This is a genomic window from Fusobacterium mortiferum ATCC 9817, from assembly GCF_000158195.2.
Classification (GTDB): Bacteria; Fusobacteriota; Fusobacteriia; order Fusobacteriales; family Fusobacteriaceae; genus Fusobacterium_A; species Fusobacterium_A mortiferum.
Window position 1 is genome coordinate 336,106 of the sequence record NZ_GL987988.1, and the last position, 21,163, is coordinate 357,268.

At 28.0% G+C, this 21,163-nt stretch carries 21 protein-coding genes; 17 read left to right on the forward strand and 4 right to left on the reverse strand.

What is annotated here, in order from left to right; translation table 11 throughout:
- Positions 1–24: 24 nt before the first annotated feature.
- The 3 genes from FMAG_RS02650 to FMAG_RS02660 all read right to left on the reverse strand — a co-directional run bounded on the left by FMAG_RS02650 (position 25) and on the right by FMAG_RS02660 (position 2,918).
- On the reverse strand, positions 25–1,386 hold the full coding sequence (locus FMAG_RS02650; protein ID WP_005883776.1) for an MATE family efflux transporter: 1,362 nt from the start codon (positions 1,384–1,386) through the stop codon (positions 25–27).
- A 73-nt stretch (positions 1,387–1,459) separates the two neighbouring features.
- The gene (gene glsA / locus FMAG_RS02655) at positions 1,460–2,380 is read right to left on the reverse strand and encodes a glutaminase A (protein WP_005883778.1); all 921 of its coding nucleotides are present in this window, start codon (positions 2,378–2,380) and stop codon (positions 1,460–1,462) included.
- 169 nt (positions 2,381–2,549) lie between these two features.
- Positions 2,550–2,918: a VOC family protein gene (locus tag FMAG_RS02660; protein WP_005883780.1), complete on the reverse strand. Its 369-nt coding sequence runs from the start codon at positions 2,916–2,918 to the stop codon at positions 2,550–2,552.
- Between the two features lie 112 nt (positions 2,919–3,030).
- Between FMAG_RS02660 and FMAG_RS02665 the strand changes: the two genes are divergently transcribed.
- From FMAG_RS02665 to FMAG_RS02680, 4 genes are all read left to right on the forward strand, one after another.
- Positions 3,031–3,726, forward strand: coding sequence for an MBL fold metallo-hydrolase (locus FMAG_RS02665; RefSeq protein ID WP_005883782.1), 696 nt, complete (start codon positions 3,031–3,033; stop codon positions 3,724–3,726).
- 13 nt (positions 3,727–3,739) lie between these two features.
- Positions 3,740–4,234 carry a GNAT family N-acetyltransferase gene (locus tag FMAG_RS02670; protein WP_005883784.1) on the forward strand — a complete coding sequence of 165 codons (495 nt, stop codon included), beginning with the start codon at positions 3,740–3,742 and terminating at the stop codon, positions 4,232–4,234.
- A gap of 76 nt (positions 4,235–4,310) precedes the next feature.
- On the forward strand, positions 4,311–7,052 hold the full coding sequence (locus FMAG_RS02675) for a DEAD/DEAH box helicase (protein WP_005883786.1): 2,742 nt from the start codon (positions 4,311–4,313) through the stop codon (positions 7,050–7,052).
- Positions 7,053–7,070: 18 nt separating this feature from the next.
- The gene (locus FMAG_RS02680; RefSeq protein ID WP_005883788.1) at positions 7,071–8,831 is read left to right on the forward strand and encodes a hypothetical protein; all 1,761 of its coding nucleotides are present in this window, start codon (positions 7,071–7,073) and stop codon (positions 8,829–8,831) included.
- Positions 8,832–9,028: 197 nt separating this feature from the next.
- Here the strand turns inward: FMAG_RS02680 and FMAG_RS02685 are convergent, their stop codons facing one another.
- Positions 9,029–10,150, reverse strand: coding sequence for an acyl-CoA dehydrogenase family protein (locus tag FMAG_RS02685; protein ID WP_005883790.1), 1,122 nt, complete (start codon positions 10,148–10,150; stop codon positions 9,029–9,031).
- Between the two features lie 125 nt (positions 10,151–10,275).
- On the opposite strand from FMAG_RS02685, the gene FMAG_RS02690 reads away from it, so the two are divergent.
- The 13 genes from FMAG_RS02690 to FMAG_RS02750 all read left to right on the forward strand — a co-directional run bounded on the left by FMAG_RS02690 (position 10,276) and on the right by FMAG_RS02750 (position 21,157).
- Positions 10,276–11,166: a LysR family transcriptional regulator gene (locus FMAG_RS02690; protein WP_005883792.1), complete on the forward strand. Its 891-nt coding sequence runs from the start codon at positions 10,276–10,278 to the stop codon at positions 11,164–11,166.
- 49 nt (positions 11,167–11,215) lie between these two features.
- Positions 11,216–12,610, forward strand: coding sequence for a potassium/proton antiporter (locus FMAG_RS02695; RefSeq protein ID WP_005883794.1), 1,395 nt, complete (start codon positions 11,216–11,218; stop codon positions 12,608–12,610).
- Between the two features lie 128 nt (positions 12,611–12,738).
- Positions 12,739–13,983 carry a dicarboxylate/amino acid:cation symporter gene (locus tag FMAG_RS02700; RefSeq protein WP_005883797.1) on the forward strand — a complete coding sequence of 415 codons (1,245 nt, stop codon included), beginning with the start codon at positions 12,739–12,741 and terminating at the stop codon, positions 13,981–13,983.
- A 115-nt stretch (positions 13,984–14,098) separates the two neighbouring features.
- Positions 14,099–14,488, forward strand: coding sequence for a MerR family transcriptional regulator (locus tag FMAG_RS02705; protein WP_005883799.1), 390 nt, complete (start codon positions 14,099–14,101; stop codon positions 14,486–14,488).
- The gene (locus FMAG_RS02710) at positions 14,476–15,558 is read left to right on the forward strand and encodes a metallophosphoesterase (protein WP_005883800.1); all 1,083 of its coding nucleotides are present in this window, start codon (positions 14,476–14,478) and stop codon (positions 15,556–15,558) included. The genes FMAG_RS02705 and FMAG_RS02710 overlap by 13 nt, the downstream gene beginning before the upstream one ends.
- Positions 15,559–15,560: 2 nt before the next feature.
- A complete protein-coding gene (locus FMAG_RS02715) occupies positions 15,561–16,103 on the forward strand; it encodes a flavodoxin family protein (protein ID WP_005883801.1) in 543 nt (180 codons plus the stop codon).
- Between the two features lie 70 nt (positions 16,104–16,173).
- Complete coding sequence (locus FMAG_RS02720; protein ID WP_040493687.1) at positions 16,174–16,527, forward strand: cyclophilin-like fold protein; 354 nt, start codon at positions 16,174–16,176, stop codon at positions 16,525–16,527.
- Positions 16,528–16,541: 14 nt separating this feature from the next.
- Complete coding sequence (locus FMAG_RS14295) at positions 16,542–16,946, forward strand: acyltransferase (protein WP_005883805.1); 405 nt, start codon at positions 16,542–16,544, stop codon at positions 16,944–16,946.
- Between the two features lie 124 nt (positions 16,947–17,070).
- Entirely contained in the window at positions 17,071–17,547 is a 477-nt protein-coding gene (locus FMAG_RS02730; protein ID WP_005883807.1) for a flavodoxin, read from the forward strand.
- Position 17,548: 1 nt separating this feature from the next.
- Positions 17,549–17,893 (forward strand): DUF2023 family protein, encoded by a 345-nt coding sequence (locus tag FMAG_RS02735; RefSeq protein WP_005883808.1) that lies wholly within the window; start codon positions 17,549–17,551, stop codon positions 17,891–17,893.
- Positions 17,894–18,082: 189 nt separating this feature from the next.
- Entirely contained in the window at positions 18,083–18,577 is a 495-nt protein-coding gene (locus tag FMAG_RS02740; protein WP_005883810.1) for an HMA2 domain-containing protein, read from the forward strand.
- Positions 18,577–18,960: an HMA2 domain-containing protein gene (locus tag FMAG_RS02745; RefSeq protein ID WP_005883813.1), complete on the forward strand. Its 384-nt coding sequence runs from the start codon at positions 18,577–18,579 to the stop codon at positions 18,958–18,960. Before FMAG_RS02740 ends, FMAG_RS02745 begins: the two co-directional genes overlap by 1 nt.
- A gap of 1 nt (position 18,961) precedes the next feature.
- Entirely contained in the window at positions 18,962–21,157 is a 2,196-nt protein-coding gene (locus tag FMAG_RS02750; protein ID WP_005883815.1) for a heavy metal translocating P-type ATPase, read from the forward strand.
- Positions 21,158–21,163: the final 6 nt, after the last annotated feature.

The window sequence follows — 21,163 nt, forward strand, 5'->3', positions numbered from 1 at the left end:
AAAATTTGTAATAGCTCCTTCATTTTATAAATTTATAAATTTTTTCTTATCTTTTTTCTTAGAAAACTTAAATGAAAAAGGAAGTTCCTTTCTAAGAATAATTATACTAACAATAAAACACATAAGATCCGAAGCTGGAAGAGATAACCAAACCCCAGTTTCTCTTAAAAATAATGGAAGTACAATTATTGAGATTATAAAAAATACAATACTTCTCAATGAGGAGATTATATTAGATAGTTTTGTCATTCCTTTAGATTGTAAGTATGATATATTGATAAAGTTTGCTCCTTGAAAGATAATAGCACTAGCAAATAAAATCAATCCATGTGCTGCTAAATCAACAAGAGCTTTATCATTATTAAATAATTTTACTAGATGTTTTCCAAAGAATATTACAGTTAATAGTATAGATGAAGATATCAAGAAAGTAACTATATGCCCTAATCTATATGTTTTTTTAACTCTCTCATACTCTTTTATTCCATAGTTATAGCTTATAACAGGTTGAATTCCTTGAGATAATCCAGTAAATAAGCATCTAAATATATAACAGATATATGCGACAATACAGTAAGCTGATACTCCAATTTCTCCTAAAAATTTCATAAAGGAGATATTAAAAAGAGCATTGGTAAGTGCAGCTGTAAACTCGATTGTAAATGATGGAAATCCAATAGAGATAATATTTTTAAGAAAAGTTAATTTTAACTTTTGGAATTTATATTTTATTTTACAATCTATTCTATAAAAATATTTTACTAAAAATAAAAAAGAAAATAATTGTCCAATAGCTGTGGCAAAAGCACCACCAAAAACTCCCCATTTAAATACTATGATAAATAACCAATCTAGAAATACATTAGTAATAGCTCCAATAACCATAGATATAAAAGCGTATACAGGAGATTTATCATTTCTAACTACTGCATTTAAACTATTAGATAGCATCAAAAATATCATAGCAATAACACAAGTATATAGGTATGTTTTAACTTGTAAAGCTAACTGCTTACTTGAACCTAATAAAAAGATTAAACTATCTCCACTAATTAAAACTAATCCCAAAATAATAATATAGGAAATAATATTCAAAGTAACTATATGTGAAAAACAAGTATTTTTAAACTTAATATTTTTAGGATGTAAGGACATTAAAGTAGCTCCACCAGTTCCAATCAATAAACTTATGGCAATACCAAGATTGATAACAGGATAAGCAATATTTACAGCAGCAAGTCCGTCAGCTCCTACCCCTTGTCCAATAAAAATTCCATCTACAATAGCGTAGAGAGCATTAACCATCATACCAGTAACGGCAGGTATTGAAAAATTAAAAAATAGTTTTGAAACAGAGTCTCTTTTTAAATCAATAGCCTTAAACATTATTCCTCCAAATAAAAAATTAAAATCTCATTACAATAGAGTAAGGTATAAACTTAAAATAGTCAAGGAGAAATTAAAATATAGTAAGATTTAATTTCTTAGATAAATCTTCTAAAAGAGCAACACCAGCAATAGGATTTCCTTTTTCATCTAGAGATGGACCATAGACACCAATAGCCATCTTACCAGGGACAACAGATAGTATTCCACCACCTACACCACTTTTAGATGGGATACCAACTCTTATAGCAAACTCTCCAGAACTATCATACATTCCACAAGTAACCATTAATGTTTTTATAATAGTGGCTACTCTTGGTGGGATAATTGTTTCTCCAGTAGAAATTTTTCCATTATTAACTAGAAACAGTGCTATTTTTGAAAGAGTTTCAGCAGTCACCTCAATAGAACATTGTTTGAAATAAACTGTAAGAGCATCTTCTACATTTCCATCAATTATGCCCTCACTTTTCAAAAAATACCCCATAGCTCTATTTCTATTTCCTGTTTCTGCTTCTCCACAATAGATTTTATAATTTACATCAAGAGTACTGTCTTCAGAGATTAATTTAAAAAAGTCCAAAAGACGTTCGAATTTCTCTCTAGCATCTTTTCCTTTTATCATAGAGGAAACAGCAATCGCTCCAGCATTAATCATAGGATTATAGGGCTTTCTTCCACGAGAAGTTTCAAGTTTTACTATTGAGTTAAATGGATCGCCAGTAGGTTCCATACCTACTTTAGAGAATACATATTCCTCGCCATTGTCTAGAATTGCTAGCATAAGAGTTACTATTTTAGATATACTTTGTATAGTGAATTTTGTATTCCAATCTCCAGCATGAAATTTATTTCCAGTGATATCAGTTATAAAAATTCCTAGAGCATCTTTTTGGGCTTTATCTAGTTCTGGAATATAGTTAGCAACATTCCCATATTGACTAATAGGTCTATTTTTTATAACTAATTCATCTAATACTTCATTTAATTTCATTTTTTCACCTCTTCATATTTATAAGATAATTATATCAAAAAAATAAAATTATTTAAACTTTTTAAAGAAAAACTACGTCAAAAAAACATAGTAATTAATTCATAAAATTCTTTCCCCAAGAAAAAAGAGGAGTTTGTATATTCGGTGCAAACTCCTCTTTTTATCAAAATTATTTTTTAGCAGGAACTATCTCTATCCAATATCCATCTGGGTCTCCTATAAAATAGATTCCCATAGCTGGATTTTCGTATATAATAACTCCCATCTCTTTATGTTTTTTGTAAGCTTCTTCATAATTTTCAGTAGTAAGGGCTAAGTGGAACTCTTCATCTCCTAGATCATATTTTTCCTCTCTATCTCTAAGCCAAGTAAGTTCAAGAGAAAAATGTCCCTCTCCATCCCCAAGATAAATTAATTTATAGCTCCCATCTTCAGCTTCCTTTCTTCTTACTTCTTTTAATCCTAAAGCTTCCTCATAAAATTTTAAGCTTTTTTCTAAATCTAATACATTAAAGTTGAAATGGTTAAATTTAAACATATTAATCCTCCTTAAAAAGTTGATAGATAAATTATATCAAAGCAGAATAAAAGTTGTCAAAAATAATATTAACAGCTATAATATAGAGAATAGTTGTATTTAGGAGGTAGAGATGAAGATTTTTTATATTTATCACAGTGGATTTGCAGTAGAAACAGAAAATTATAAGTTAGTGTTTGATTATTATATGGAACCTAAAAGAAATAGTGGAAATTTTAGAATAGATGATTTTATAAAAAATGATAAAAAATTATTAGTATTTTCATCTCATGGACATGGGGATCACTTTAATAGTGAGATATTAAAGTGGAAAGAAAAAAATTCAAAGGTAGAATATGTTTTAAGTGATGATATTAAAGCAGAAGTAAAAAAATATTTTGTAAAAGAGGGAGATACTCTAAGCATAGATGGATTAGAGATAAAAGTTTTTGGATCAAGTGATTTAGGGGTATCCTATTTTGTAAAATGTGATGGAAAGAGATTCTTTCACTCAGGAGATTTAAATTGGTGGGCTTGGCCAGATGATACACCAAAAGAAGAAGAGGATATGAGAGATCTTTATATGAGTAAAATGAAAAAAATAGTAGAGAATATAGAAAAAGTAGATTATCTATTTTATCCAGTTGACCCAAGATTAGAGGAAAATAGCTTCTTAGGTGTGGAAGATTTTATAAAAAGAGTTGAAGTAAAAAATATAATTCCAATGCATATGTGGGATAAGTATAAAATAGCTGAAGAGTTGGAAAAAAGAGTTAATATAAATGTTATAAGAATTGTAAAAAATTGTGAGAAAATATTTGAGATATAGGGGGAGAATTTTTATGTTAACAATAAGATTTGCAAAAAAAGAGGATGTAGAGAGAATAGCTGATATAGAATTAGAATGTTTTCCAGTAGCAGAAGCAGCTGATAGAGAGACATTAAAAATAAGATTTGAAGCTTTCAGTGAAAATTTCTTAGTAGCAGAAAAAGATGGAAAAGTAGTAGGATTTATAAATGGTTGTACAACTAATACTCCAGAACTTCCAGACGAGCTGTATCATAATACAAAACTACATAAACCTAATGGAGATTATCAGACAGTTTTTGGACTAGATGTAGTACCTGAATATAGAAAACAGGGAATAGCTGAAGAATTGTTGAAAAAATTAATAGGATTGAGTATAGAAAGGGGTAAGAAAGGAGTAGTTCTTACTTGTAAAGACCATTTAGTACATTATTATTCTAAATTTGGGTTTAAACATCTAGGAATATCAGCATCTTCACATGGAGGAGCAAAGTGGAATGATATGTATTTAGAGCTAAAGAATAAATAAAATATTGATAAAATTCGTATTTTTTGATATAATATACTCTGAATAAAAATTAAGGATAGTAAGGGTAGAGAAGATTATGAGCTTAGAAAAGAGAGATGATATACTAGAAAAAATATACTTTATGTTAAAAATAGATGAGAGAGGAGCCTATGTTACTCCAGTAGATTCTAATGAAGAGATGTTGGAAAATATTGAGGTAGATGAAGAGGCAGAAGATACTACTAGTCAGATTTTAACATATATAAAGGGAATAAAAGAGGATAGTTTTTTTATAGATTGGGAAAATGAATATGAAGAAGCATATCTAAATGAACACCCAGATTTGATAGAATATCTGATAGATAATCCTAAACTTGTAAATGAAAAAATGGAGCCACTTAAGTGGGTAAAAAGAGAGAACACACTAGCTCTTATAATTAAAGAAAAGGAAAATAGTGCTACATCTTTAAATACAGAGCTTTTATTAAATGGTTCTATAAATGATTTTATAATTATAAATGAGGATTTAATTTTAGCTGATAATACTTTTTATATTATAGATATGGAGAGTAATGATTTCCATACCTTAAAAGAATTAGTTGGAACTATTGATGAATCAGGATTAGAAAATTTTTTAACTCTTACTATAAAATATTTTAAAAATATTGAGATAGAGTATAAGGATTATAAGGTTGTAATAGGAGAAAAGTGCACTCCTAATCCACAATTAGTAATAGAGAAAATATCCTATGATAATAGTTTGTATCTTCAAGTTACTTTAATGGTATCAGGTATGCATTATGATTTTTTAAAGGGACATGAGATAGAAAAAGTAGCTATTGTTAATAATATGGAGAAAAAAATATCTATTTGTGAAGTGGATATAAGTAGGATATCTGAGGCAGTAGAGGATATTGTAAAGATTTTAGCAAAAAATCAGAAAAATTTAAAGGTAAGAGCAAGTTATTATTTAGATGAAAGTAATCTAATTATTATGCAGGAAAAATTAGCTAAAGAGTTTATTATGCAGGACTTACTACAGTTAGCTTCTAAGTATAGAGTTGTAGGAACTGATAAACTTAGAAAGTATAATATAAAAGCAGTAAAACCAAAGGTTATAGGAAAATTTAGCCACTCTATAGATTTCTTAGAAGGAGAGATAGAGTTAGAGATAGAGGGAGAAAAGTTTTCTATACTAGATGTTCTTTCATCATATAAAAAAGATTCTTATATAATGTTAAGTGATGGAACAAGTGCTCTAATCAATAAGAAATATATTGAGAAATTAGAGAGACTTTTCAAAGATAGTGATAAGAAAAAAGTAAAACTTTCTTTCTTTGATTTACCTCTTGTAGAGGAATTGATAGAGGATAAGATTTTCTCTGAAGAGATGAATAGAACAAGAGATTTCTTTAAGGGAATAAATAATATAAAAAATTATGATATAGAACCTCCAAAGGTAAAAGCCCAACTTAGAGAGTATCAAGAGTATGGATATAAGTGGTTGTCATACCTAATGGATAATAATTTAGGAGGTTGCCTAGCAGATGATATGGGACTTGGAAAAACTCTACAAGCTATCTCTGTATTGACAAGATTACACCAAGTAAAAGGGAGAAAAAGCTTAGTAGTTATGCCAAAATCTCTTATCTACAACTGGGATGGTGAGATAAAAAGATTCAGTCCTAAATTAAAGGTTGGAATATACTATGGAAACTTTAGAAATAGAGATATTATAAAGAAAAATAGTATAATACTTACAACCTATGGAACTATTAGAAATGATATTGAGATTATAAGGGATTATGACTTTGATGCTGTAATATTAGATGAATCTCAAAATATAAAAAATGTAAATGCACAAACAACAAAGGCTATTATGTTACTTAATGCTAAACATAGAATAGCTCTAAGTGGAACACCTATAGAGAATAACCTAAGTGAATTGTATTCATTATTTAGATTTTTAAATCCATCAATGTTTGGAACAATGGAAGAGTTCAATAACTATTATGCTATTCCAATTCAAAGAGAAAATGACCAAGAGGCAATAGAGGAGCTTAAGAAAAAGGTATATCCATTTATCTTAAGAAGAATAAAAAAAGAGGTTCTGAAAGATTTACCTGATAAGATAGAGAAAACTATGTATATTGAGATGAATCCAGAGCAGAAAAAACTTTATGAAGAGAGAAGAAACTACTATTACAATATGGTACACTCTCAAATAAAAGAGAATGGATTAGGAAAGACACAATTTTTTATATTACAAGCTTTAAATGAGTTAAGACAGATAACAAGTTGTCCAGAATCAAAAAGTGTTGGAGTAACTTCTAGTAAGAGAGAGGTACTTATCAATAACATATTAGATGCAGTGGAGAATGGACACAAAGTATTAGTATTTACAAACTATATTAACTCTATAAAAAATATCTGTGATGACTTAGAAAAATATGGAATAAAATATCTTTCTATGAGTGGAGCCACTAAGGATAGACAGCTATTAGTAGATAAATTCCAAAAAGATAATAAATATAAAGTTTTTGTAATGACTCTTAAAACAGGAGGAGTAGGATTAAACCTTACTGCTGCTGATACAATATTTATCTATGACCCTTGGTGGAATAAGACAGTTGAAAATCAAGCAATAGATAGAGCTTATAGATTGGGACAAGATAGAACAGTATTTTCATATAAACTGATACTAAAAGATACTATTGAAGAGAAGATACTTCAATTACAAGAATCAAAAATAAAACTTCTAGATAGTTTAATATCTGAAGATAGTTCTAGTTTAAAAACACTTACTGAGAAGGATATTGAATTTATTTTAGGAGAATAAAAAAGTTTAGGAGAAGAGATGGCAATAAGTAAAGATAGATTTAGAGAGGCAGTAAATGAGTTTTACTCTAAGGAAGTTTTATTTAAACTTTATACTAAATATTTTTTAGACTGGATAGCTGAAGGGTATATAGGGAGTAACCTAGGACTTTTTGAAATCTCTTTAATTAGTGAAAATAGTAATAAACAGACTTTTTTAGATTTGTTAGAGCAATTTTATTCTAAAGAAGAGATATTCTGTACAATTTTTGAAAAACTAGATAAAGATGTAAGAGAGGTTTTTGAAGAGGTTGCTTGGAACGGAAAATTTTTTATTACTAATAGAGAAAGATTTTTAAAATTAGAAAATAATTACGATATCAATAAGGACTTAAAAGAGGAGTTTTTATTCTTTAAAGCTGATAAGGATATAAAAAAGGGAGAGTATCTTTACCTAGATTATGATATTCTTAGAGTAATAAGAAAATATATGAAAAAGCCAGAGGAATATAATATTATTCCACAGAAAAAAATAAAAGCAAACCTTGTAAATAATAATGAGAAAGAGTTAATAGAAAACTTTAAGATGTATTTTGAGTTTTATTCTCAAGGGGGAGTAAAATTATCAAGTAGTGCTAAGATATTGAAAGAATCAAAACTTAATATGAAAAAATATTGTAATATAACTGAATATTATGAAGATTCTAAAGATTTAGATTATCTAAAAACTGAAACAATAGCACTTTTCTTTTTCTTAGTAAAAGATAGATATATTGATGAAAATTATTTTAAAGTTTCAAATATAAAAAATATAGTTGGAGATTTTATAAGTGGAGAGCTTATCAAAGAGGAAAATTATCACTATACTTCTCTTTACTTAAACTATCTAAAGGGAGTAAAGAATATTTGGAAATCTAAAGAGGAGATAAAAAGAGGATTTGCAACTATTAAAAAGATAATAGACGAGTTACCAGATGATAAGCCTGTAAGTGTAGATAATATTATAAAAGCAATATTATATAGAGATGAGTTTATTGAAATAATAGATGTAAAAGATGCCTACGATTATATTTATATAAATGAGGCTAACTATGAGAGAACAAAAATTTTAAACTATGAAAAGTATCAAATGTATGTTGTGATACCATTTATAAAATCTGTACTATTCCTATTAGGAGTATTAGGAGTATTTGAAATCTATTATGATTACCCATCAATTAATAACTCTCTATATCTAAAAAATGGATATCTAAGTAAATATGATGGAATTAAATATATTAAATTTACAGAATTAGGAAGATATTGCTTCGATAGAATAGATGAGTATGACTTTAAAAATGCAAAAGAAGATGGAGAGGTAATCCTAGATGAAGATAGACTTATAGCTACTCTTATGGGAGATGCTCCAGTTAAGACAATGTTTTTAGAGAGAGTATCTCAAAGAATAGCTACAAATAAATATAAGTTTACTAGAGAAAATTTCTTAAGAGGAATCAGTAGTTCTAAAGAGATAGAGGAAAGAATAAATGAATTTTATACAAAAATAACTTCTGAACCTAACCAACTTTGGAGAGAGTTTTTTGAAGATATTTTAGAAAAAAGTAGTGTTATAAAAGCTGAAAGTCAATTTGTAGTTTTAAAACTAAAAAATGATAAAGAACTTATAAAAACTATTACTAAAGATGAAAGATTTAAACCTCTTATGTTAAAAGGGGAAGATTTCCACTTATTGATTAAAAGTGAAAATGTAAGTGAAGTAATTAGTTTATTTAAAGAGCATGGTTATTATGTAAATTTCTAATATTTTATATTTAGATTTTAGTTTTATAAAAATTATAAAATTCAAGAATAAAGAAGATTGAGAAGAATAAATAGAGCAAGTCAGCAAAAGCGAACGCTAAAAAACACAATTGTTTGAGTGAAGCGAGTTTTGTGTTTTTAGTGAGCTGAGCCATACTTGCTCTTTATTTTTTGAACGAGAGTTATTCTTAAATTATTTTATTTAATTCCCATATGAGCAGCAATAACTACTTTTTGAACTTCTGAAGTTCCTTCATAGATTTCAGTAACTTTAGCATCTCTCATCATTCTTTCCACTGGGAATTTTTTAGAATATCCATTTCCCCCAAATAATTGAACTGCCTTAGTTGTAACTTCCATAGCTATTTCTGAAGCAAATAATTTTGCCATAGATGCCATATATCCATAATCCTCTCCTAAATCTTTCATATTAGCAGCTCTATAAGTCATAAGTCTAGCAGCATCTATTTTTGTTTGTAAATCAGCTATGACAAATTGAGTATTTTGGTGGTGTGATATAGGTTTGCCAAGTTGCATTCTATTTTTTACATAATCTATTGCAGCATCTAAAGCTCCTTGTGCAAGTCCTACAGCTTGAGCTGCTACACCTATTCTTCCACCATTAAGTGTAGACATAGCTATTTTTAATCCTTCACCTAAGTTTCCAAGTAAATTTTCTTCTGGAATAGTACAGTTATCGAAGAAAAGCTCAGCAGTAGAAGAACCTCTTACTCCCATTTTATCCTCTGCTTCACCTACAGAAAATCCTTTTGTTCCTCTCTCTACAATAAAAGCTGAAAGAGTTCCATTTTCTAAATCTGTTTTAGCAAATACAACAAAGATATCAGCTTCATGTGAGTTAGTAATTAAAACTTTTTTACCATTTAATACATATTTATTTTCATTTTTTATTGCAGTTGTTTTAGTTCCAGCTTCAGCTTCTGTCCAACCAAAAGCTCCTAATTTTTTACCGCTAGCTAATGGAGTTAGATATTTAATTTTTTGCTCCTCAGTACCATAAGTAGCTATTGGCCAAGAGCATAAAGAAGTGTGTGCTGACATAATAACACCAGTAGAGGCACAAGCTTTTGATAACTCTTCAACAGCTGCTACATAAGTTAAGTTATCCATTTCAAGTCCACCATATTTTTTCTCAAAAGGTATTCCCATAATACCATTTTCTCCTAATAATTTAATAGTATTAACAGGGAATGATGCTTCTTTATCTATTTTAGCTGCGATAGGAGCAACCTCTTTCATAGTTATATCTCTCACTTTTGATAAAAATACTTCTTGTTCATTAGAAAATTTGAAATTCATAATAGCCTCCTAAAAATATTTATTTTATTTCTTATTTATGTCTTGATTTTATCATAAAAAAAGTATAAAATAAAATTATATATTTTTATTAAAATATAATAAAAAATTATAATCAAGGAGAAAAAATGTTAGACTTTAGAGTAGATACCTTTATAGAATTATGTAGAACTAGAAATTATACTAAAACTGCAGAGAATTTACATATGACACAGCCTGCAGTGAGTCAGCACATAAAATATTTAGAAGAATTTTATGGATGTAAGCTTTTTAATTACAATAAAAAAGTTTTAACTATAACAGAGCAGGGAGAAGCGCTATATAAATATCTTTTAACAATGAGTTCAGATGCTAATAAGATAAGAGAGGAGATAAAAAATATAGATATTAGTAAAAAAAATCTTCATTTTGGAGCTACTTTTACTATTGGTGAATTTATTATCCCTAAAATTATATCAGAGATTTCTAGCAAATACCCTGAGATCAATATTTCTTTTATTATAAGAGATACTAGTGAACTCTTAGAGGAATTAAAAAAAGGAAATATAGATTTTGCATTTATAGAGGGATTTTTTGAAAAAACTGAGTATGAAAATTATCTTTTTTCTAAGGAAAGATTTGTAGGAATATGTGCAGCAAATAATCCTATTGCTACTGAAATTACTAAATTTGATGATATTGTAAAAGAGAGAATTATTTTAAGAGAGAATGGTTCAGGAACAAGGGATATATTTGAAAAAATACTATATGATAATAATTTGTCATTAAATGATTTCAATAAGAAATATGAAATAGAAAATATAAATATAATAAAGGAGTTGGTAAAAGAAAATAAAGGAATATCTTTTATTTATGAAAGAGCAGTAGAGAAAGAGATTTTAATGAGAAAATTAGCAATTATTAATCTAGAAAATTTTTTTGAGGAGAGAGAGTTTAATTTTGTATTCTTGAAGAATAGTATTCATGAAGAAGAATATAAAAAATGGTATGAATTTATGAAAAAAAGGTATAGTATATAGAAAATAGGTTTGGTTTATTAAAATTTTTAAATATATGGAGGAAAAGATAATGGAGTATAAAATTTTAACAATGGGTGTTTTACTTTTTATAAGTTTATTTTCAATTAGATTATCTAAAAAAGTTCAAGTTCCATTGCTTATTATGTTTTTATTTATAGGGATATTAGCTGGTTCTGAAGGAATTGGTGGAATATATTTTGATGATGCTGAATTAACACAGCATTTGGGAAATTTTGCTCTTTTATTTATTTTGTTTTCAAGTGCTCTGGAGACAAAGAAAAGTGATGCCCTTTCAGCTCTCTATCCCAGTGGAATACTAGCTACATTGGGAGTGCTTTTAACAACTTTATTTGCAGCCCTTTTTGCATTTTTTCTTACAGATTTTACTCCAAAAGAAGCTTTACTTTTTGGAGCAATAGTTTCTTCAACAGATGCTGCTGCAGTTGTTTCAGTATTGGGAGATTCTAACTTAAAGAAAAAAGTTAAGACAGTGATAGAGATAGAGTCAGGAAGTAACGATCCTATGGCATATGCTTTAATACTGTTTATAATCTCTATGTTTAAAGCTGAAGGACCTTCAGTATTGGGAGGAATTTTCTTTTTAATAAAGCAGATAATAATAGGGGGGATATTAGGGGTTATTTTTGGAAGAATAACACTACCTATTGGAAAGTTTTTAAAGATAGAGAGAGAAGAGTTTTTGACAATTCATTTAATTGCTTTTCTTTTTATCTGTTTCTCTTTGAGTTCAATATTGGGAGGGAATGGATTTTTAGCTATCTATCTTATGGGAATATTAGTTGGAAATGAGAGATTTGATTTTAAGATGAATAGTTTTAGAAATATGAGGGTACTATCTTGGCTAATGCAGATAATGATGTTCGTTTTACTAGGACTTCTGGTATTTCCAAGTCAATTGGCAAAAGTGATGATAAGTGGAAGTATTTTGGCTATTTTGATTACAATTGTTTCAAGGACAGCAGTTGTATTTTTGCTCTTAGAAAAATTTAATTATAATTTAAAAGAAAAACTTTTTATTTCTTGGGCAGGATTGAAGGGGGCAGTACCTATTATATTCTCAACAATGGCAATAACAGAAGGGATAAAAAAATCTCAAGCTATGTTTAATATGGTATTTTATATCGTTGTATTTTCAGTTATTATTCAAGGAATGACATTAAAACCTCTAGCTAAGTTCTTCAATTTGTTTGAAAAAGAAAAAAATAATGATGCAACAGAGATTGATTTGGAAGAATTAGAGGAGTTATCTATAAAGAGATTATTTATAGAGAAAGATTCTGAATATGTGGATAAAGCAATAAGAGATCTATCTTTACCAAGAAGTATGCACATCATCTCAATAAGAAGAGGAGATAAGGATATTATCCCTTCTGGAGATGTAATATTAAGAGTGGGAGATAAGATTTTATTTAGCATCATATAAAAAAGAAAATAAATTTTTAAATTCTTTAAAAAATATTTGATTTTTTCAAAAAATATGATATAATCATTCGTGTAATAAAATTTTTATAAAATTTAGAAAAAGAAAATAATTTTTAAGGGAGAAGAAAAATGAGTAAAAAACTAAATTTGACTACGAAAATTTTTATAGCTTTAATATTAGGAGTGATTACAGGATTGATTTTACATCCAATGAAAGATAATCCATTTGTAAGTAAATATTTACTTAATTTTGTTTTCAATCTTTTAGGGAATGGATTTGTAAGAGCTATAAGAATGGTGGTAGTACCTTTAGTTTTATGCTCTTTAGTTATAGGTGCAGCTGGTATAGAAGATGTTACTAAATTAGGAAGAATAGGAGTAAAAACTTTAATATTCTATCTTTCTACAACTGCTTTTGCTGTAATATTAGCTCTAGTTGGAGGAAATATAATAAATCCTGGTAGAGGAGTAAATATAGGAGATATAGCAGTATCTCAAGTGACAGTTTCTGAAACTAAGCCTTTTGTAGATATATTACTTGATATGATACCTATAAATCCAGCAGAAGCTATGGCAACTGGAAATATGTTACAAATTATAGTTTTTGCTATCTTAGTTGGAGTTGCTCTTTCTCTTTTAGGAGATAAAGCTAGTAATATAAAGAAAGTATTTGAAGAAGGAAATGCTTTAAGTTTAAAATTAGTAGAAATAATAATGATATTTGCACCATTTGGAGTTTATGGATTGATATCTAAGACATTTACAACATTAGGATATGTAGCACTATTACCTCTATTCAAATATTTTATAGGTGTTGTAATTATATTGTTTATTCATTGCCTAGTTACATATCAAGGAATTCTAGTATTATTTGGAAAATATAATCCTATAAAATTCTTTAAAAGTTTTGCTCCTACTATGATGGTTGGTTTCTCTACTGCTTCAAGTAGTGCTTGCCTTCCATCATCTTTAAAATCTATGCAAGAAACATTTGGAGTATCAAAAGCAATTTCATCATTTACTATTCCATTAGGAAATACAATAAATATGGATGGTACAGCGGTAATGCAAGGAGTTGCAACAATATTTATAGCACAGATATATGGAATAGATTTAACAATGGGAAATTATATTACAATAATACTTACAGCAACTTTAGCTTCAATAGGAACTGCAGGTGTTCCAGGAGTTGGAGTTATAATGTTAGGAATGGTATTGGTTCAAATAGGACTTCCACTTGAAGGAATAGGATTAGTAATGGGAATAGATAGATTTGTTGATATGTTTAGAACAATGATAAATATTACTGGAGATGCAGTTTGTACTCTAGTTATTGCTAAAACAGAGGGGGAACAACTAAAAGAAGCTATATAAAACCTTTAAAGAAATGTTGGTAGAATATACCAGCATTTTTTTTATAAAAAACACTTGACTTGGAGTATACTCTAAATGTTATTGTAGAAGAAAGAGAATAAAAGGAGATGTTAATATGACAATAGCAGAGGTAAGTAAAAAACTTGAGTTAAGTGCAGATACTTTAAGATATTATGAGAGAATAGGACTTATTCCACCAGTACCAAGAAATAAAAGCGGAATAAGAGATTATGATGAAAACTCTATTGGATGGATAAATTTTATAAAATGTATGAGGAAAGCTGGACTTCCAATAGAGGTTTTAATAGAATATGTAACTTTATATCAATTAGGAGATTCTACTAAAGAGGCAAGAAAAAATTTACTTATTGAGCAAAGAGAAGAGTTGATAAGTAAAATAGAGGAGTTAAAAGAGACTTTAGAATATTTAAATAAAAAAATAGAGAGAGTTTATACAATAGATATAGAAAAAAGTATAAAGGAGGAAAAAGATTGTTTAGAATAATCCCTATTATATTATTAGGAATAATGACAATGTATTTTTATACAGTGTTATTGAGAATAAATAGTTGGGGAGAATTTAATTTTAGTAAACTAGTAGTAATTATAATTTTATTGTTAATAATGATTCCAGGAATAAATATTTTTGGAATCTGGTTTCTGATACTACTTCATCTTTTTGAAATAGGAATAGTAATAGAGATTTTAAATTTAATATTAAAAAAAATAGATTTAAAAGGTTGGAGCTTTCTCTATAATAGTTTTTCTTTACCAATTTTATTAACTTTCTTATTATTTTGTTATGGATATTATAATATCAATAATATAAAGAGAGTGGAGTATAATATATTTACAGAAAAAAATATTTCAGAAAAAGGATATAAAATAGGATTTATAAGTGATATACACTATGGGAACTCTTTAAATATGGAAAAATTAGAAAAAGTTGTAGAGAAATTAAATAAAGAGAATTTAGATTTTTTAATATTAGGTGGAGATATAGTAGATGAAGGAACTACACTACAAGGAGTAAAAGAGGTATTTAAAATTTTAGGGAAGATAAAAAATAGATATGGACTGTATTTTATATATGGAAATCACAATATGTCTAGATATACTAAAAAACCTAATTATACTTTAAAAGAATTAAAAGAAGCAATAGGAAAGGAAAATATTTATATATTAGAAGATAAAGGTATTGATATTAATGAAGATATTAATCTTGTAGGAAGAAAGGATAGAATATTTAAAAATAAAAAAGATAGTGAAGAGCTTATAAAAGAAGTGGATAAAAATAAATATATAATAGTAGTAAGTCATCAACCTACAGATTTAGAAAAAAATAGCAAATTAGGATATAATCTTCAAATATCTGGACATACTCACAATGGACAGATTTTCCCTTTTAATCTATTAATAAAATTTTTTAATTTAGCAGAGTTAATTTATGGACAAAAGGAGTTTGAAAATTTTAATGTAATAGTAACATCTGGATTGAGTGGTTGGGGTTATCCTATTAGAACAGCAGGAAATTCAGAGTATGTTATTATAAATATTTTGAGAAAGGAAGGATAAATATGAATAAAAAAGTTTTAGTAATATCAACTACTCTTAGAAAGGAAGGAAATTCGGATATTTTAGCTGACTATTTTTTAAAGGGAGCAGAGGAAAGCCAAAGTATTGTGGAGAAAGTATCTTTAGTAAATAAAAAAATAGAATTTTGTAAAGGTTGTTTAAGTTGTCAAAATACAGGAAAATGTATAATAAAAGATGATGCTAATGAGATTATAGAAAAAATAAAAAATTCTGATGTAGTAGTTTTTTCCACTCCAATATATTTTTATGAGATGGCAGGACAGATGAAGACTCTATTAGATAGAACAAATCCTCTATTTCCAAGTGAATACCAATTTAAAGATATCTATCTTTTAGCAACTGCAGCAGATACAGATGAAAGAGCTATCGATAGAGCAATAATGGGATTGGAAGGTTGGATTGAATGTTTTGAAAATAGCAGATTAAAAGGAGTAGTAAGAGGTGTTGGAGCTGATGTAGTAGGCTCTATAAAGAGATATGAAGAAAAGTTAAGAGAGGCTTATGAACTTGGAAAAAATGTTTAGAAAAATTTATATAATTTTATTTTTAAGTTTTCATTTTATATGTAAAGCTGTTGATATAGAGGAAAGTAATATGAGAATTATAGAAGTTATTATAAAAAATGAACATTACAAAGTAGAGTTAGAAGATAATAAAAGTGCTGATATATTTTTAGAAAGATTACCTTTAAAAATTAAAGTAAAGGAATTAAATGGAAATGAAAAATATGGAATAATCTCTAAAAAAATTCCCAGTGATAGAAGTTATAGTGGAAATATAGAAGTTGGAGATTTAATGTTATATGGCGATGATTGTATAGTGCTATTTTATAAAAGTTTTTATACTTCATATAGTTATACAAAACTAGGAAGGATAGTTGAAAAAGATAGATTACAAAAAAATATTAGTGAAACTGACCATAATCTAGAAATAATTTTTACAAAATAGATAAGAGGAGAGAGATGGATTTAGAAAAATTTTTAAATTATATGAAAAGTCAAAAGAAAGTTGAAGCAGGAAGTGAAATCCATAGATATATGTTAGAGTTAAGTGATGAAGCTAGAAAAATAACAATGGATTTAAATAGTAAATTTTATACACAAGAAGAGATAAGGGAATTGATGAGAAAATTGACAAGAAAAAATATAGATGAAAGTTTTTGTATGTTTCCACCATTTTATACTGATTGTGGTAAAAATATTGAGATAGGGAAAAATGTTTGGGTAGGAGCAAATGTTACAGTAGTTGCAGGTGTTACAATAGGAGATAATGCTATTATAGGAGCAGGTTCTGTTGTAACAAAAGATGTTGAAAAAAATATGATAGTTGGAGGAGTTCCTGCTAAAAAAATTAAAGATATTTTTTAAGAGATAATAGAGAGTATAGTTTAAATTACTATATCTCTCTTTTTATTTTTTATATAAATAATTTGACAAACAAAATAAAAGGTAGTATAATTATAACAGATTAGAAGTTTGAAGGAGGTTAACTATGAAAACAGCAATTTTTTATGGAAGTACAACAGGAACAACTGAGATGGTAGCAGGAAAAGTAGGAGAGTTATTAGGTGCAGAGGTATTATCAGCTACTGAGATTGATAGAGTTGAAGAGTATGATTTTGTAATATTTGCTACTTCTACTTGGGGAATGGGAGATTTACAAGACGATTGGTATGAAGCATTAGATAAATTAAAAACTAAAAATCTATCAGGGAAAAAAGTTGGACTTATAGGAATAGGAGACCAATTTGGATTTGGAGATACCTTTGTAGATGGAATAGGAACTATATATGAAGAGATAAAAGATATGGGAATAAATTTAGTAGGAAAAACTTCAACTGATGGATATTCATTCAGTGGGTCAAAAGCAGTAGTAGATGATGAGTTTGTAGGATTAGTAATAGATGAAAATAATCAAAGTGAACTTACAGATGAAAGAATAAATGCTTGGGTGGAAAAGGTAAAATAATATGAGTGAACAAAAGAGAAATGAACTTGGTGTATTTTTTCATATGATGTATGAATTGAATAAAGGTCTTAGAAGTTTGGCTCTTTTAACAACTACTACTGAAAATTTTGAAATAATTAAAGAAAGATTAGATAGATGTAGCTATGAATATATTTTAGAAAATCTTAAATCTGGATATGTAAATATATTCTTTGGGACAAAAGAATGTATAGAGGTATTAAAGAAATTTAAGAAAAACTCTTTGAGAGATTTTTCACCAGAAGAGGATTTTATTTTGGGAGTATTACTTGGGTATAATGTACAACAACAATGTAAAAGATATATAAATAGAAAAAAAGTTAGTTAGATATAAAAAGCAGCCTGATAATAAAGGACTGCTTTTTATATTTAGACATAATAAGTTAACATATTATACACTAAAAAATCAAATATTATTCAAAATGATTTATATAAAAAATATTGAATTATTTCAAAAAAAAGTGTATACTAAAAAGATAAGCTAAAAGAGTATAAATTGTAGATAGAAGGTGATTAGATGAATAAAAAAATGCTTCCAGATTTTTATGGAATATTAGAAGTCCAACATTATATAAAGGGGAGAATAAGATTAAAAGTAAACTCTCTTATACAAGATGATGAAAAAGCTAAAGAGTTAGTAGGAAAATTAGCTAGCTTAAATGGAATAGAAGATATCTCTGTAAATACTCTAATAGGAAGTGTTCTTATCAAGTTTTCAGAAGAAGTAGTTGACCCTATAACTTTAATAGGTGCTGTACTGAGTATTCTTGGATTAGAGGAAGAGGTTTTTGATAAAAAAAATGGAAAACTTTTTTCTGGAATGAGAGAAGTAATAGAGAGTATAGACTTTGCTATCTACAATAAAACAAAGGGAATATTGGATTTGAAAAGTACAATAGCTCTTTTATTTATAATTAATGGAATAAGAAAAATTAGACAAAATCCTATTATGCCAAATGGAGTAAATTTACTATGGTGGGGATTTAATATCATATCTAAAGGAGGAAATTAGTGAATAGTTTATTAAAATCAGCTTTTTTATATTTTAACAAAATAAAAGTAGTACATAGTATTCCAGGAAGATTAAGACTGCAGATTCCTGGGCTAGATAAAATTCCTGAAGATATGAAAAAATATGAGCACTATACAACAAGTATAATTAAGATGGAGCAAGGAATAGAAGATATTAGTTACTCATATATAACAAGTAAGGTACTTGTAAAATATAATCCACAACTTACAAATGAGAAAAAAATTGTAGATTGGTTAAACTTTGTATGGAAAAAAATTGTAGAAAATGAAGATGTCTATAATAAGATGTCAGTAGAAGAGATAGAGAAAAATTTAGATAAATTTTATGAAATTTTATGTAAAGAGTTGAAAAGAGGAAGATAAGATGAAAGGAAGAACTAATGGTCATCTTTTATATTGTGAAGTAGTTCATAAGATAAGAGGTAGAGTTCGTATAAAATCTAAAGCTCTAAAATATTTGGGGAAATTAAAAAATGAGGTTGAAAAACAATTAGAACAAGTAAGGTATATAGAAAGTGCTAAGATAAGTAGTGTTACAGGAACAGTAGTTATATATTTTGATGATATAAATGTAACTGATGACAATTTAATAGCTCTTATTCAAAATACATTAAATGTATATCTAGTAGAAATCTATAAAAATGAAAGAGCAGAAAATAGTAAAAACATAGTAATAGAGAGGAAGTTACAAGAGGAATCTCCAGAGGAGATAATAAAAAAAATGACAGCAGCTGGAATACTTTTAATATATAATATATTTAAAAAAGCACCAGCAGCACCAGTTGTAGGAATAAAGAGATTATTTAATCCTAATACTTTAGCAGTACTTTCATTAGCAGCTCCAGTTATATCAAATGGTTTGGGGTGTCTAGTGAAAAATAAAAGACCTAATGCTGATACATTGAGTTCTAGTGCTATTATAAGTAGTTTACTTTTAGGAAAAGAAAAGACAGCCTTAACTATTATGATAATGGAAGAGTTTGCTGAGCTTCTTACAGTTTATACAATGAAAAAAACTAGAGGGGCTATAAAAGATATGTTAAGTGTTGGAGAGAACTATGTCTGGAAAGTAATGGAGAATGGTAGTATCCAAAAGGTAGCTATTGAAGAGATTAGCAAAGGGGATAAAATAGTTGTTCAAACTGGAGAAAAAATAAGTGTCGATGGAGTGATTACAAAAGGAGAAGCTTATATTGACCAATCTTCTATTACAGGAGAGTATATGCCTGTAACTAAAAAAGTAGGAGAAAATGTCTTTGCAGGAACAATTATAAAAAATGGAAATATTACAATAGAGGCTGAAAAAGTTGGAGATGAGAGAACAGTTTCAAGAATCATAAAATTAGTAGAAGATGCTAATTTTAATAAAGCTCAAATTCAAAACTATGCTGATAATTTCTCAGCACAGCTCATACCATTAAACTTTTTATTAGCTGGTATAGTATATGGAACTACAAGAAATATTCAAAAAGCTATGAGTATGTTAGTAATAGATTACTCTTGTGGAATAAGACTTTCAACAGCAGCAGCTTTTTCTGCAGCTATAAATACAGCAGCTAAAAATGGAATCCTAATCAAAGGAAGTAACTATATAGAGGAAATTTCTAAAGCTGATACAATTATCTTTGATAAGACAGGAACAATCACAGAGGGAAAACCTAGTGTACAAACAATAAAACTTTTAGATAAAAATATTGGAGAAAATAAAATGCTTGCCTATGCAGCTGCAGCAGAAGAAACTTCTACTCATCCACTAGCAGTAGCGATTTTAAATGAGGTAAAAGAGAGAGGATTAGAGATACCTAATCATACAGAAAATAAAGTTATAGTAGCAAGAGGAATTGAAACAGAGGTAGGGGATAGCATAATTAGAGTGGGAAGTAAAAAGTTTATGGAGGAAAATGGAATCTCTACAGATAATTCTCATGATGAAGTGAAGGTTATTCTTGGTAGAGGAGAGATACTTATCTATGTTGCTAAAGATGATAAGTTAATAGGACTTATTGGAGTTACAGACCCACCTAGAGAAAATATAAAAAGAACTATAAATAGATTGAGAGGACAGGGGATAGATGAGATAGTATTACTTACAGGAGATTTAGAACAACAAGCTCAAACTATAGCTTCTAGAATGTCCATAGATAGTTATGAGTCAGAGTTACTTCCAGAAGATAAGGCAAGAAATATATTAGCCCTACAATCTAGAGGAAGTAATGTAATAATGATAGGAGATGGAATAAATGATGCTCCTGCTCTATCATATGCAAATATAGGTGTAGCGTTGGGAAGTACTAGAACTGATGTGGCTATGGAGGCAGCAGATATAACTATTACAAAAGATGACCCACTATTAGTTCCAGAAGTAATAGGGCTTTCAAAGAAAACTGTTAAGACAATAAAAGAAAATTTTGCTATGGCAATAGGAATAAACTCTTTTGCTTTAGTACTAGGAGCAACTGGAATATTACCTGCAATATATAGTTCAGTTATACATAATATGAGTACAATCTTAGTTGTAGGAAACTCTTTAAAACTTCTAAAATATAAATTAAAAAATTAAGGAGAG